Origin of the sequence: Bradyrhizobium tropiciagri, assembly GCF_018130545.1 — a bacterium.
GTDB classification, from domain to species: domain Bacteria; phylum Pseudomonadota; class Alphaproteobacteria; order Rhizobiales; family Xanthobacteraceae; genus Bradyrhizobium; species Bradyrhizobium tropiciagri_A.
In genome coordinates, this window is record NZ_JAFCKF010000011.1 from 35,171 (window position 1) to 48,795 (window position 13,625).

The 13,625-nt window shown below is 59.0% G+C and carries 15 protein-coding genes; 10 read left to right on the forward strand and 5 right to left on the reverse strand.

Going from position 1 to position 13,625, the window contains the following annotated elements:
- Positions 1–910 precede the first annotated feature (910 nt).
- Positions 911–1,342, reverse strand: a complete 432-nt coding sequence (locus tag JQ616_RS35350; protein ID WP_212022797.1) for a hypothetical protein — start codon at positions 1,340–1,342, stop codon at positions 911–913.
- Between the two features lie 69 nt (positions 1,343–1,411).
- Between JQ616_RS35350 and JQ616_RS35355 the strand changes: the two genes are divergently transcribed.
- Positions 1,412–1,624, forward strand: a complete 213-nt coding sequence (locus JQ616_RS35355) for a helix-turn-helix domain-containing protein (RefSeq protein ID WP_212022798.1) — start codon at positions 1,412–1,414, stop codon at positions 1,622–1,624.
- Positions 1,625–1,966: 342 nt separating this feature from the next.
- Here JQ616_RS35355 and JQ616_RS35360 read toward each other — a convergent pair whose 3' ends face one another.
- The 3 genes from JQ616_RS35360 to JQ616_RS35370 are packed head-to-tail and all read right to left on the reverse strand — an operon-like array spanning position 1,967 to position 4,284.
- The gene (locus JQ616_RS35360; RefSeq protein WP_212022799.1) at positions 1,967–3,373 is read right to left on the reverse strand and encodes an exonuclease domain-containing protein; all 1,407 of its coding nucleotides are present in this window, start codon (positions 3,371–3,373) and stop codon (positions 1,967–1,969) included.
- 16 nt (positions 3,374–3,389) lie between these two features.
- Positions 3,390–3,923 carry an ImmA/IrrE family metallo-endopeptidase gene (locus JQ616_RS35365; RefSeq protein WP_212022800.1) on the reverse strand — a complete coding sequence of 178 codons (534 nt, stop codon included), beginning with the start codon at positions 3,921–3,923 and terminating at the stop codon, positions 3,390–3,392.
- Positions 3,901–4,284 (reverse strand): helix-turn-helix domain-containing protein, encoded by a 384-nt coding sequence (locus JQ616_RS35370; protein ID WP_212022801.1) that lies wholly within the window; start codon positions 4,282–4,284, stop codon positions 3,901–3,903. The genes JQ616_RS35365 and JQ616_RS35370 overlap by 23 nt, the downstream gene beginning before the upstream one ends.
- A 148-nt stretch (positions 4,285–4,432) precedes the next feature.
- Between JQ616_RS35370 and JQ616_RS35375 the strand changes: the two genes are divergently transcribed.
- The 6 genes from JQ616_RS35375 to JQ616_RS35400 all read left to right on the forward strand — a co-directional run bounded on the left by JQ616_RS35375 (position 4,433) and on the right by JQ616_RS35400 (position 8,709).
- Complete coding sequence (locus JQ616_RS35375) at positions 4,433–4,750, forward strand: hypothetical protein (protein WP_212022802.1); 318 nt, start codon at positions 4,433–4,435, stop codon at positions 4,748–4,750.
- A 5-nt stretch (positions 4,751–4,755) separates the two neighbouring features.
- A complete protein-coding gene (locus tag JQ616_RS35380; protein WP_212022803.1) occupies positions 4,756–5,145 on the forward strand; it encodes an E2/UBC family protein in 390 nt (129 codons plus the stop codon).
- Positions 5,142–6,476 (forward strand): HesA/MoeB/ThiF family protein, encoded by a 1,335-nt coding sequence (locus JQ616_RS35385; protein WP_212022804.1) that lies wholly within the window; start codon positions 5,142–5,144, stop codon positions 6,474–6,476. Before JQ616_RS35380 ends, JQ616_RS35385 begins: the two co-directional genes overlap by 4 nt.
- Positions 6,476–7,021 (forward strand): DUF6527 family protein, encoded by a 546-nt coding sequence (locus tag JQ616_RS35390; protein WP_212022805.1) that lies wholly within the window; start codon positions 6,476–6,478, stop codon positions 7,019–7,021. The genes JQ616_RS35385 and JQ616_RS35390 overlap by 1 nt, the downstream gene beginning before the upstream one ends.
- A 169-nt stretch (positions 7,022–7,190) precedes the next feature.
- Positions 7,191–7,832, forward strand: a complete 642-nt coding sequence (locus JQ616_RS35395; RefSeq protein ID WP_212022806.1) for a type IV toxin-antitoxin system AbiEi family antitoxin domain-containing protein — start codon at positions 7,191–7,193, stop codon at positions 7,830–7,832.
- Positions 7,825–8,709 carry a nucleotidyl transferase AbiEii/AbiGii toxin family protein gene (locus tag JQ616_RS35400; RefSeq protein WP_212022807.1) on the forward strand — a complete coding sequence of 295 codons (885 nt, stop codon included), beginning with the start codon at positions 7,825–7,827 and terminating at the stop codon, positions 8,707–8,709. Before JQ616_RS35395 ends, JQ616_RS35400 begins: the two co-directional genes overlap by 8 nt.
- Here JQ616_RS35400 and JQ616_RS35405 read toward each other — a convergent pair.
- Positions 8,706–8,849: a hypothetical protein gene (locus JQ616_RS35405; RefSeq protein ID WP_212022808.1), complete on the reverse strand. Its 144-nt coding sequence runs from the start codon at positions 8,847–8,849 to the stop codon at positions 8,706–8,708. The two genes, JQ616_RS35400 and JQ616_RS35405, sit on opposite strands and share 4 nt — an antisense overlap.
- A 74-nt stretch (positions 8,850–8,923) precedes the next feature.
- Between JQ616_RS35405 and JQ616_RS35410 the strand changes: the two genes are divergently transcribed.
- The 3 genes from JQ616_RS35410 (at position 8,924) to JQ616_RS35420 (ending at position 13,624) form a co-directional block, all read left to right on the forward strand.
- Positions 8,924–10,429 (forward strand): 5'-methylthioadenosine/S-adenosylhomocysteine nucleosidase, encoded by a 1,506-nt coding sequence (locus JQ616_RS35410; RefSeq protein ID WP_212022809.1) that lies wholly within the window; start codon positions 8,924–8,926, stop codon positions 10,427–10,429.
- Positions 10,430–10,450: 21 nt separating this feature from the next.
- Positions 10,451–12,202, forward strand: coding sequence for a hypothetical protein (locus JQ616_RS35415; protein WP_212022810.1), 1,752 nt, complete (start codon positions 10,451–10,453; stop codon positions 12,200–12,202).
- A gap of 123 nt (positions 12,203–12,325) precedes the next feature.
- The gene (locus tag JQ616_RS35420; RefSeq protein WP_212022811.1) at positions 12,326–13,624 is read left to right on the forward strand and encodes a DUF4062 domain-containing protein; all 1,299 of its coding nucleotides are present in this window, start codon (positions 12,326–12,328) and stop codon (positions 13,622–13,624) included.
- Position 13,625: the final 1 nt, after the last annotated feature.

Here is a 13,625-nt window from a genome sequence, read left to right on the forward strand (position 1 = left end):
ACATCCAAGAGCTGGAGATACCGCAGGCCGCGATGTCGCCAATCGGAGTTCAAGGCAATGCTATTGCTCGCCGATCACGTCTGCGATCTGGCGATAGTTCATGCCTTCACATATCCGCGGTCTTCGCAATAAGGAGCCTGCGTCATGCATCGCTTCGGCTAAGTGAACTTCGGACGGACCGGAAACCGCAGAGCCATGAAGAGGCCAGATATCTTCGCCGCGTTCGGCAAGCCGCGGCCAAGGATAGTGTGCGGCTCGTCGCGCGTCGAACTCAGGCGGTCGGATCCACCAGATGGCGTACGGTGCGGTGCTGGTCAGGCGGGGTGGTGACAGAGATCAGTGTTGGATTGTGATCAGGCGCGAGCCTCGTACGTACCAAGGCAGGTAGCAGCGGTGCCATTCGGCGCATCTGAGCTACGTGCAGCGCGGTGTCACGCGAGAGGGAGGACGCCACGATGCCGCACGCGAATCCGGCAACGGCAAGACTTGACTGAGCGAAGCGCCGACGACCGCCACCAGTTCCGGTTCATCGTGGTGCCCCGGGATACCCAGAGCTCTCCGCCGTGAAGTCCTTCACCCGAGAGGTTGATGGCAATAGTGCTGGCCTTGGCACCGGGCTCGACTGGGGGGCTGCCGATCTCCTCAACGCCTGTCACCCGCACAGCTACTCCTGCTCCGCGGCAGGGATGATACAGGGGCATGCCGTCGTCATCACACGAGAAAATACCGTCAACAGGTTGCAGGCGTGAATCGGACGCTAGCTTTCCAGACCGCGGCCTCGATCAAAATCGCGATCGAGCTGCTCGCTAGTTCAAAGGGGTTGCGGTCGGAGCAGTTGGCGTTCCTCGATCGGCTAAAGAGCGCAAGCGGTGGCGCGCGGTCGCCGGAAAATTTCCAAGACAGGATCGTCTTACTCTAATTTCGAGGGGGACGTCGCTAGTCCGTGAACATTCAAAGAGGCAAGCGCAGCTTTTACCCGCTGCATACAAATCTCGAGCTCTTGGTGTAAACTGTTCAGTTCGCGCGGGCCGGCATCCTCCAGGCGGAGGTTGTCGGGGTGCAAGGTTTCCTCAATCAGCTTAATCAGGGAAACTCCTTGGGAACTGCGGTCGAGCGCGCTCCGATCGTATGGTAATTCGGCCTCGGTGACGACTCGTCCGTCGATCGTCACTCGAACTGAAGTCTGTAATGGAACGAACTTGGCGACCGTTGAAGCCGGGATCTCAACGATAGCGAAGGGAGCACCTGTTCGCCGGCAACGGTATCCGAACCGGAACACATCGCCCCCGTAGCCGAGGCATTGTCCAGGCAATTCAACGAATGGTTCAAGATCAGCCAGCACGCGTGGCTCTCCTTTTTGTTGAGTATACTCAATTGATGAGTTTACTCAACAAGAAGCATCTCGCCTTCGATGGACGAGATGAAGCAAATCGTTGCTCGGAATCTGCGGCGGCTCCGCAACGAAAGGAAGTTGAGTCAGGAAGAGCTCGCGTTTCGGGCAAAAGTGGACCGGAGCTACATCAGCCAACTAGAAACGGGCGTTTACAGTCCCTCGGTCACGATGCTGGGCAAGCTAGCTAAAGCGCTTGGTGTCGAGGTTGGTGAATTGTTGAAGCCGAAGTAGCAGTGCTTATTCAGACGCGTTGGAGCGTCGCTAGCCTTTGGGACCAGGTGAATGTTTGTTTTGACTGAAACGGGTCACAGAGAGCTTTCCAGCGAGGCGGAGAGGTTCGGCAGTCCGGAAAGAAGAGCGAACTGTCGGCCCGCTCAAACCGCCGGTGAAACATCTGGACTGAGCGAATAAGCGACCTGGATGTGGGGCGGCCCGTCATATCCCAGGCGACTCTGCTAAAGTGGCGAACTATTCTCGACGGTTAATCGCTCGCCCCAGCGGATGAGGTTCGGTGGCAACGTGCAATGTCGACACACGCAACAGCCAGTGGGTGACGTGGTATGGGAGTAGCGCCTAAGCGAGGACGGTCTGCGAGTGGTCCCAACGCGCTCGCAAGCGCTCGCGATGACCTTCCAGGACGGCAATCTGCTCGGCAGAGGCCGCCATCAACAAAGCGTCGAATTCGTTGAGGGTGGCGCGAAGATTGCGCCAGGGAGCGTTGACGTCGGTTCCGGCGACGCGGTTAGCTAGCCTGCGGTCCAGAATCCGTCGACGTGCTGGCGGGATGACCGCCGGATCCTCGGCGTGCACCAAGCGCAGAGCAATCGTTCTTAATCGATCATCCTCGAACTCATTGGCGATCTCATAGCGTCGCATCCACGACGTTGCCTCGTGAAAGGCTGTCATGCGCACCTCGTCGGGCCGCGGAAAGAAGCCTTCGTAGATTAGGTGCTCGACGTAATCCGGTGGCGTCGCCTTGGGATGGAGACGATAGAAAGTTGAGACCAGCCGGCTTCGCAGCGCGGCATCACGGCACAAGAACTCGGCCCGGCGCTCGATCTCCGCGATATCGATACCATCAGCCAGAGCGACGGGGAACTCGTCGGGATAGGCAAGCATCGGGCAGCCGTTCGACTTTAAGCGGCGCAATGGTCGCGGCATCTGATCGAGGCGGAACTCCAGGTCTGGCTCGGAAAGCTGCGCAAGCTCCTCGGGATCCATGGCAAGATTGTATGCGAGCAGTTCCGAAGCATTATCTGGATTTTCGCCGATCACCGTCATAAGCCAGCGATAGGCGCGACCGTTATAAACGTCGGACAATGCGAAGACGCGCTCGGTTCGGACAAAATTTTCGACTGACGTCTTCTTGCTGTGCTGCATGAACATCGACCAGATTTCCGGTGCGCTCGCTTCGATCAAGCGGCAGAGGAAGATGCATGCGTCAACCCTCCGCTCGGGACCGAGTGCCAGCGCGGAGGTAAACCCGTTCGCCACGGCAAGGCGTTCGAGATCAAAATCGGCGCGCCCCTTGTCCGTCCGCGGAATTGTCAGGGCATCGGGCAGGTGAGCAAAGGTCGCTTGGACTAGCCTGGTCACGTCGGTTCGGCAGTTTCCGTTTGTGTTAGTGAGATAGGGGTTATGGAGCGTCTTGTAGAGCGCCTGCCGCAGGGCATGCTCGCCGAATGCGATCGCGCCGTTTGAGAGGAAGAGCGTTGGCGACCACTTGCTCAAACGCTGTTGGATGCTGCGCACCATCGTGTAGTGGGACGGCAGGCCCGGCTTCTCAAGTTGAGCGGCGGGCAGTAGCAACGAGCGCATATGCGTGGGGCACGGCACGACGCTGTCGAGGAGGGCGCACTCCGTTTCGAACCGTTCGAGTATCTGGAAGTCGCCGTCGGTGCGGGCGGCGGCGAACCGGATGATTTGGTCATGGTAGGCATTCGGGCCGGTGGTCTCAAAATCATAGAACACGTACGCCATGATGCATACCCGTGGCCTAAGCCGATTTCTCTAGATTCCGGATGCGGTATTCCAATGTCTGCTTGCTGACGCGCAGTTTCTTCGAGAGGGCCTCAATCGGGCTTTCGTCGTCAATATCGGAAGGCTTGTTTTTGAATTCGGCATCGATAATGGCCTGCGGCACGAGAAGCGCGGCCGCGAATCGATTCGCCGCAACTTCGATCTGATCGGTGCCGGTCGCTGATTGTTCGTCTCGGCGCAGGACAGGAAAACTCTTGTCGACATGCACGCTCGCCGCAAGCTGGTCACGGTGGAGTCTAAGGTGACCGATTTCATGTGCAATGGTGAAGCGTTGGCGATGCACGTGATGAAGTGAGTTAACGCCAATAATCGGAGCGCCGTCCCGGATGAAGATCATGCCGGATATTTCGTTCTCCAGCGGCGAGTAGCGTAGCTGCGCGCCGAGTGCGCGGGCAATGCGTTCTACCGGCACCGGAATGGTTGTGATGCCAAGCTCAAGCCGTAGCTGCTCGGCTTGCTCGTCGACGCTAGCGCTTCTTTTGGGCGGCATTGGTCACGTCCTTGTCTCGCCGTGGCACGGTTTGCGGTTGGTCCGACAACAAACGGGCAATCTGTTCGCGCTCCTTCGGCTTGAGGTTCGCAGGCAGCGGAAGATCATCAGCGCGCAGGAGGGCTGGAGGCGCCGGAATCAAGTCTGCCGGTGCAAGTCCCAGCGCGATGGCGATCGCGTAGAGTTGGTGGACCAGAACTTTCTGACGCCCCACTTCCATATTGGCGAGCGAGGCGCGCGAGATTCCGACGCGATCGGCGAGTTCGTGCTGGCGCAGCCGATTCGCCTTCCGTCGTACCCGGATGCGCTCGCCGATCTCAAGATAGATTGATTCAGGATTCATTCCGTATTTGTCGCTCACGAACCATCCTTTTGTCAACGTGGCCAACAAATGTGCTTATAGCAAACAATGTAAAAGTTTATGCTGTTTGCAATAATTCATATCCCATGCTACGGAAATGCAACCGCCAGCAATCGGGCTGGCGGCGTTTCGACAAGGAACAAGGAACATGAACGATATTCAGTCCGATGCCCGTCACGGCGGTCACGACCACCATGATCATGAGCACCACGATCACGGCGGTCACCATCACGCCAAGCGCTGGTTCTATTTTGGTACCCAAAAGCTGGAGGCGCCGGCGGAGCGAATGAAGGTGCGCGCCTTGAAGGCATTCATCGCCCAGCACGTGCAAGGCTTCAACGTCGAGCATACGCTGGTGCTGGAGGCCTGCGGCGACCATCCCGACAAGCCGTTGCACGACGATGACGAGATCGAGATCTGCGATTTCCCGCACTTCTATGATCAGCCGCCGGCCAACTTCGGCTAACGCCGATGAGCTCGCCGACCCTCGATGCGCACTTCAAGCGGCTGAAGGAGCGCTATCCAGACGCCGTCCTCACGCCGCTTCCGAGCGGCGCGGGGTTGATCACCTTGTCGAATCGACCGTTGCTGGCGGCCTGGTCGCCGGCGACCGTGGCGCTGCATTTCATCGCGCCGGTTGGCTATTCGGTCGCCGCTCCGGACAGCTTCTGGCTTGAGCCAAACGTGATGGTCAACGGCGTCGTCCCGAAGAACAGCGCGACCAACCATCCGATCCCCGAGACCGGCATCACCGGCCACTACTTCTCGTGGCACCTTGAGGCGAACCGGTGGTCGCCGAACAATCACGACCTGCTCACCTTCGTTAGCGTCTGTCTCAAGCGGCTGGAGTGCCTGGAATGATCAAGGTGGTGTTTCCCGGAACGGAGTTAACGGAGCTTGCGAAACGGTTCCGTGCAGTCAGCGTCGAGAGCTTTGCCTTCGCACTGGCCAGGCCGGTGCGGATCGGCAACGACTGGCGCCTGCTGGTGACATCGATCCATGAGCCCGGCGCAAATGAATATGAGGAGCGCACGGTGTTCAATGTCCGACCAACCGCGGCGTTTCGCCTCCGGATGGAAAAGCAGGCGCGGCGTCACGGCATGACGTTGGTCTATTGCCACAGCCACCCGTTGCAGGCCGGGATGCCGGTGTTTTCGGTCACCGACGATGCGACGGAAGCCGCGTTGGCCCCCTATGCTAGGTCGCGCCTTGGCGCGGTCCCGCACGTGTCGCTGCTGATCGGCGCGCAGTCGGCGACGGCGCGTGCAATGGCCGATCCGGCGCCGGTGAGCGTGTTCGAGATCGGTCGCCATGTGACCAGCTATCTTCCCGGCGTGCCGCGTCCGGCTGGCGATGAATTTGAACGGCAGATTCGTGCCTTTGGCGAAGCCGGGCAACGCGTGATCGCGGCGCTCACCGTGGTGATCGTCGGCCTCGGCGGAACCGGCTCCGTGATGGCGCAGATGCTTGCGCACAAGGGTATTCGTAGGTTTATCCTCATCGATCCCAAATGCATCTCGAAGACCAATCGCAATCGTGTGGCCGGATCGCGCCCAAGCGACGTCGGACGCGCCAAGGTCAAAGTCGCCCGCCGCATGATAAAGAGCATTGCGCCGGACGCGTCCGTGACCATTCGTCAAGGTGACGTGCTCGACGCCAAGGTCGGCCCCATGGCGCTCAAGGGTGATTTCGTCTTCTGCTGCACGGACTCGCATGGCAGCCGCTCGTTTCTCAACCAGTTAGCGTATCAGTACTACATCCCGGTCATCGATATGGGCGTGGTGATCCACGTCGTCGACGGCCGCATCACACACTTCGGCGGTCGCGTCCAGATGTTGTCGCCCGGCCTCGGCTGCTTGGTATGTCGCGACGGCATTCTCTCCGCCGACGAGGTCCGCTGGGATCTTAGCAGCGTGGAAGCGCGGGTAGCCGATCCCTATTTCAATACTAGGGTCGCCATCGAGCAGCCCGCCGTGATGTCGCTCAACTCGGCGGTGGTTGCACAAGCCGGCACCATGTTCCTCGCCGCCGTCGCCGGAATCCCCAGCGAAGCCCGTTCTCAGGTGCTGCGCGGCATGCAGGGCGACACGCGCCGGCTCGACGATGCACCGCGGCCGGGGTGCGTCAATTGCTCGGCGGACGCCTTTCTGGGGCAAGGTGATCGCTACTTGCTGCCAAAGCGGGCAATCTGATGACGATGCGCGCCTCGCGATACTCCATCCGAGGAATCGTCGAGCGGCATAGCGAGGCCGCGGCTCTGCTGGCCAATGCGGGTGATTGTGCCATCGTCAAGCGAGGCGACACGCAGCGGCAGCTGGTGATGCGTTGCCCTGACGGCTGCGGCGAGACGCTGTCGGTGAATCTCGACGCCCGCAGCGGCAAGGCTTGGCGAATATACGAGCGGCGCGGACGGTGGTCGTTGTTTCCGTCGATTGACCGGCCGACTGGATGCAAGAGTCACTTCATTCTGTGGCACGGCCAAGTGTTGTGGTGCGATCTCGGTCACGACGAGGAGCCGCAAGAACTCGTGCTGACCGAACCGGACCGTATCCTGTCATTGCTTGCGGCTGGACCCGCCGACTACGTCAGGCTTGCCGATCAGCTCGACGAGATTCCGTGGGATGTTCTGACTGCGTGCCGGCGGCTGGTTCGGACTGGTCGATTGGTTGAAAGTGAGCGGCCGAACTACGGTATCTTCTGGATTCCAAAGCCAGGTGGTCCGCTCAATCGGAGCTGACATTGGACTCGGTGCCACTGTTCGCTGGAACTCTATTGTGCGCGAGATCTTACAAAGTGGTATTTTTTGTCAATTGGTTGCGTGAAATCTGCCCTTTAGTAATGGCAGATTGATCTGATATTAAATGTCGGATATAAATATATCATATCCGACAAATAAGAACACAAACATGAAGCTACCATCAACGCAGCAGGACCGAGCCATCAAACTCCTCAAGGAGCATGGCATCGCGCGCTCTTCTGAGCTTACCGCGGCGGGCGTCACGGCGGCCACCGTCGCGCGGATGAAGCAGAAGGGCCTCATTGTTCAACTCGGACGCGGACTTTACCAACTCCCCGATGCACCCATCGATACCCATCACTCTCTCGTCGAGGCCACCAAGCGAGTGCCCAAGGGGGTCATCGCGCTGATCTCGGCGCTCTCCTTTCATGACCTGACCGACACCATCCCCTCACGGGTCTGGCTCGCCATTGGCTCGAAAGACCGGCAACCGCTTCCGACCAACCCGCCCATGCAATTCGTTCGCTTCAGCCCGGAGCGGCTTCAGGAGGGCGTGGAGACCCATATCATCGAAGGTTGCTCGGTGAAGATCTTCAGCCCAGCCAAGACCGTCGTCGATCTTTTTCGCTACCGACGCAGTGCCGGGACACGCTATCGTCACAGCACCGGCCTCAACCTCGCGCTCGAAGGTCTGCGCGAGGCCCTGCGAACCCGCAAGGTCAAGCCCTCGGAGATCGCGGATTTCGCGCGCAAGGCCGGGGTTTGGAAGGCCATGCAGCCTTATATGGACGCAATGACCGCCAATGGCTAACCCACCCAAGAATGTCGCGGCTTCGGTTCGCACGCGATTGATCACGCTCTCCAGAGAGCGCAATCAACCCTTCGAGCTCCTCCTCACCCGCTACGTGCTGGAACGGCTGCTATTTCGCCTCGGCTCGACGGATTACCGCAACCGCTTCGTCCTTAAGGGCGCGATGCTGCTCGCGACCTGGGTCGACAATCAATTTCGGCCGACGCGCGACCTTGATCTCCTCGGCTCGGGCGATCCCGACCCCGACGCGCTGCTTTCAATATTCAACGAGATCGCCGCCGTCGACGTCGCCGACGGCGTCATCTTCGACCCGGCCAGCTTCACCGTCGACCGCATCCGCGACGAAAACGAATATGGCGGCGTCCGGATCAAGGGCAATGCCACGGTCGACAACGCCCGCGTCCGCGTCGTGATCGACATAGCGTTTGGCGATGCAATCGAGCCTGGCGTGCAGGAAACCGACCTCCCGGTATTGCTGGATTTTCCGGCGCCCAAGCTGCGGTCCTATCCGCGCGAGACCGTGATAGCCGAAAAATTCCAGGCGATGGTCGCCCTCGGCCTCGCCAACAGCCGTTTGAAGGATTTCTACGACATCTGGGTGCTGATCCGCTCCTATAGGTTCGACGGCGACACGCTCGCCCGCGCTATCAAAGCGACTTTCGCACGCCGCAAGACCGAGATTCCGACCGCCCTTCCGGACGCATTCACGCCGGCCTTCGCCGAGGACGCCGGCAAGAAGGACCAATGGGCGGCGTTCATCAGACAGGTTGCGGTCGACCCAGGCCCGCTGACGGATGTAACTAAGACGCTGGCCGATTTCCTGATGCCGCGGGCGAATCGAGCTCTCGCCCTGAAGGACGGGGAGAAAGCGACCTAGCCCCGATGAGCATGATGATCATGCCGATGACCATCATGATGACGAGCAGCAGCAGTAGCAATCATCATCATCGGCACCGGCGGCATCATCGGCACCAGCACGCGCTGGCCGATCATCGACATGCCGATGATCGACATCACGCCAATATCGCTAGGCGAAGCCGAATGAGCACCTATATATTGAGGCGCATCCCCATACCAGCCGAGCGTACCTCGTGCCACAACGACCATTCCCCACTGCTGTCATCGTCACCGCCCTCGAGGTCGAGACGCGCGCGGTCTTGCGGCACCTCGGGAAATACGACGTTGAGACCGTTAGCGGCACCGGCTTTTTTAAAGGGCAATTCGAGGGATGGGACATCGCGGTGGTCGAGGCCGGCCCCGGCAATGCGGGCGCCGCCGCAATCGCGGTTCGAGCTCTTGGGCACTACAAGCCCCATGTTGCGCTGTTCGTCGGCGTTGCCGGCGGCGTGAAAGACGTGGCCATCGGCGACGTAGTGGTCGCAACCAAAGTCTACGGTTACGAGTCCGGCAAGGATACCGCCAAAGGCTTCCAGCCGCGTCCTGACGTTCAGAACACCGCGCATGCGCTGGAGCAGCGCGCACGCGTTATCCGCCAAGGAACCGACTGGAAATCGCGGCTTGATCCTGCGATCAAGCACGAAGATCCAGCGTTCTTCGTCGCGCCGATCGCGGCAGGTGAGAAAGTCGTGGCTTCGCAAGAAGCCGCCACCGCGAAGCTGATCAAGGAGCACTATGGCGATGCCATCGCCGTCGAGATGGAGGGCAGCGGATTCTTGAAGGGGGTGCACATCAGTCACCCTACGCAGGGTGCCGTCATCCGTGGTATCTCGGACCTCCTGTCCGGCAAAGCGAGCGCTGACAAGGCAGGATCGCAGCAGCGAGCCGCCGATGCCGCAAGCGCTGCGGCCTTCGAGATCCTTTCAGGGCTGGATGGCGGTCAGCGAAAGACAAAGCCTGTCTTCCTGCGAACGCAGTCCACCTACAGCAAGGGCAGCTACTTCACGCAAGGGCAGGTGCTCGCCGAGATCGGCGTACCCGGCGTCGATCAGGTCCAGTTTGCGTTCGCAGACGCCCCCGATGGCTACATGCGTATTATTCCCATGGAGCGCCGGGAAAAGCCGCTGACGCTGTCGAGCCTCAACGCCAGCGTCAATCAGTCCGAAATGATACGGGCGACCGGATATGGCGGTCTTTCAACGGTGAACGCCTACGGGGCGATCTACTACGATCCCGCTGGCGCTTACCCGATGGGACCAGCGCCGCTGCGCTGGGCGACGCAAGTCTTTCAGAACGGCGAACTTTGGAGCCTGACGGATACCTTGATAACGCGCGAGCGCGCCTGGCGCCCGGCAGACGTCCCGTTGCCACTCATTCCCGCGCTCACCCTTGAGCAAGGGTTTTATCGTGCACTTCACAAGAACATAGCCTTCGCTGTCGCGCATCTCGGACTGACATTCCCGTGCGAGGTCGAACTCGGCCTAGTGAGCATGCGCGGAGCGCATCTCGGCGTCGATCAGCAGGATATTCGCGGTCCGATCAAATTCGACGAAGCCGTCGTGCAAATGGAGCTTAGCTCGGCCGATGCCGCGGCGATCGATGCGGCTCTGCTGACGTTCTTCACCGAGGTGTTCGACAAGACCGGCTATGCACGACCTGAGGGCTTGAACCGGTTCCCGCCGGGACCGCCTCGATCGTAAAGCTCTGATAGATCGCTGGACATGCTGCAGATCATCACCGAGAAGTTCTTTCCGCCCGGCGAGCGATACGAAACGCTGCACCGAGCAATCTTCTACACCAACTACCGCGTCATGCGCGGTGAGAAGATCATAACGCCTGTAGGGTCTCTTCTGCCCTCGACCGGCCTTCACTCCCTTGCGACCCTTACATGCGAGATGCTGGAAAAGCAGGAGAAGCATCCAGACGGTCCCAAGCCGGGTGTTTTTATTGCGACAAGCGGGGACGACCTCCTGAACGATTTCGCCGCCGTTATTTCCTTCTTTTTGAATGTAACCTGCACTCCCGATCCCGACCTCACCAGGCGTCTTCTCTTGGCGGAGCGGCCTAGCATCGGTATCGAGGCGGTGCCAAGCCGGTTCATCCGCCGCATGTTCGACAAGGAAGTGCATGCCAAGGACGACGAATCTGCTGCGCTGGCGGCATTCATCACGCAATTAGTCGGATTAGAGCGTGAGACGTTTGTCGGAGCCATGCGTGCCATTCGGCAATTCGTCATAGGATCGCACCGCTTGGCTGACGACCTCAACCTCGCGTACACGCTGTTTGTTACCTCGATAGAATCTCTCGCGCAGGGCTTTGATGGTCATGTAGCCGAGTGGAGCGACTACGACTCGCGCAAGCGCAATAAAGTCGATAAAGCCTTGAAGGATGCATCAGACGCAGTCGCCACTGGTGTCCGGGACGCGATACTGTCTAACGAGCATGTCGCGCTGGCACGACGTTTCCGCGATTTCGCCATGGCCCATATCGCGCCGTCGTTCTTCCGAGAAGAAGCTGCTGGTGCGCAGGGACCGATAAGTCTACTCGATCTTCCTATTGCGCTTCAGCAAGCGTACACGATCCGGTCAGGCTACGTGCATCTCTTGCGCGATGTACCGCGTCAACTAACCATAAGTGGATTTTCCGAGGCTACCGACGTCGAGGACAAGGAAACATTGTCGTTCTCGGGCTTGTCGCGCCTCGCGCGTCACATCATCATGGAGTTCATCGCACGTGGGCGCACGGTTGAGCGCGAGACGTTCAATTACCGCCGTGAGCTGCCAGGCATCGTTACCGTCAAGCTTTCTCCCGAGTATTGGATCGCCTCGACCGGGGGCTTTGACCATAAATCCGCGCCGGTACGGCTCGCGGCGTTTTTGGAGCAAATTACCGCCGCCGTGCTTCTGCGTCAGAAGGGTACCAAGCTAACGGATTTGCGGCCGATCTTGACCATGGTTGAGGAGTTGGTGCCGGGGTTACGAAAACCGAGTCAGCGCGTCCCGATGTTGACGCTGTATTATCTGTTCCACCAGCTGGCGGGCCCCGAATTCAGCTGCAAACAGTGGCCTGCGCTCTTTGAGAAACATAAAGCCGACTTTGATGCCCCTACCATCGAGAGCTTCGTTGCCCATCTGGTCATGGGTTATCCAGTTGATTGGACGTTGGGGCAGTTCGAGGAACTGCACAAAAGCTATTTCAAGACCCGGCATACAGCGGGCGTGACCAAGATCGGGCTCTTGCTCGAAGCTGCCCTGTCGCTCCATTTGGCCGAGGTCAACCGCGCCGCCGGCAACGAAGCTCGAGCCCGTGCGTTAATAGCGTTCGCGGTAGACTCTCATCCAGGCCACGCGGCCCTTCGGGTCTACGAGGCTTCGTTGACAGCTGAACTGGCCGAAATCAACTGGGCAAGCATCCTTCTTCCCCCTCAGCCAAGCAACGAGAACCCTGCTGCCGATCGGGCTCCCTCGGCGTAGTGCAATTTCTCTGGGCGCCGAAGGAGCAAAGTTCGCTATTCCTTGATACCACGTCGATCGCAGCCTATTTATGGTTGTGCGGGGCGAGCGGCGTCCTCCCACCTAAGCTGAGCAATGTGATCCATGGACCGTCCCACCATCTTTATTTCTTCAACGATTTACGATTTCCGCGACATGCGGAGCGCCATTAAGGACCATTTGGAGGAGAACGGGTGCAGGGTACTGGCCTCGGAATTTAATGATTTTACGAAGCCGCTCGACAAGCACTCCTATCAGGCATGTCTCGACACGATCCAACAGGCCGATTTCTTCCTGTTGTTGATCGGCACGCGTGTCGGAGGTTGGTATGATGCTCCCAACCGCGTCAGCATTACGCAGCAAGAATACCGCACCGCCTACGAACTGGCTCAGGAAGGCAAGATAAAACTACTATCGTTTGTCCGCGAGGAAGTTTGGCTTCACCGGGAGAGCACCAAGGAACTGTCAAAGTACCTTGAGAGCGTAGCTGATCTGGACGACGAAATACGCCGGAATATCGAATCCCGGCCGACCAAGTTCGCAAGCGATAATGATTTCATCGTGTCATTTATCGACGAGATATCGCGGAACAAGGAGACAGCAGAGGCCGTAAAAGGCTGCGGCCCGATGCCGATCGGTAATTGGGTTCATCCTTTCACGCGATTTTCGGATATCCGGGATGTGATCGATCCATTGATCTTGAACGGCTTGTCCGTCCGTCACGCGGCGGGCCGCAAGGCGCTGCAAAATCAGTTGCTCACCCTCCTGCGGGATTTGGTTCCGATCATTAAAGACAAGCCGCTCCTTCCGGCAAATATGATCTTGAATGTTGCAACTGAAATCGATCTCAAGGTCGATGATCTCACACGGTCGATTAGGCTGAGTGATCGCACCTATGGAAGACTTGCTAGCCTGGCATTGTATGCACCAAACGCGGCCTTGAACGAAGCTGGTTTGGACGCGGCCCTGGGATCGGATTTGCTCCTCAAATATGAGCCGGCGGATGGCAACTTTAGGCAGACGCCCGCGTATGATCTACTGACCGAATTATTGGATCAGATACGAAAGTTCGAAAAAGCTAGATCTGGCTTCGCCGTGAACGATCTTCTTGTGCGTGGCTTACCGAGCAATCGAGGAGCCGACAGGTCGGTTACTGTTCTTGGGCACATCGTAGCAGGGCAACTTCAGATACTTTTCCGATGGGCCGATATCGTCGCCATCGCGAGGGCTCTGGCACTCTTCTTGGATGGGCAGCCATCGGTCGCCCCGCAGCGTATGCCGCTCAGCGCGCTCCGCGAGCAAGAGGATGAACTCAAGAGAGAGAAGGTATCGTTGCAGCAAGTCCGCGAATTCGCGGGGTTGGAAACTGCAGGCACGACGCCGAAAGCACAGCAAGCGGAGTAGA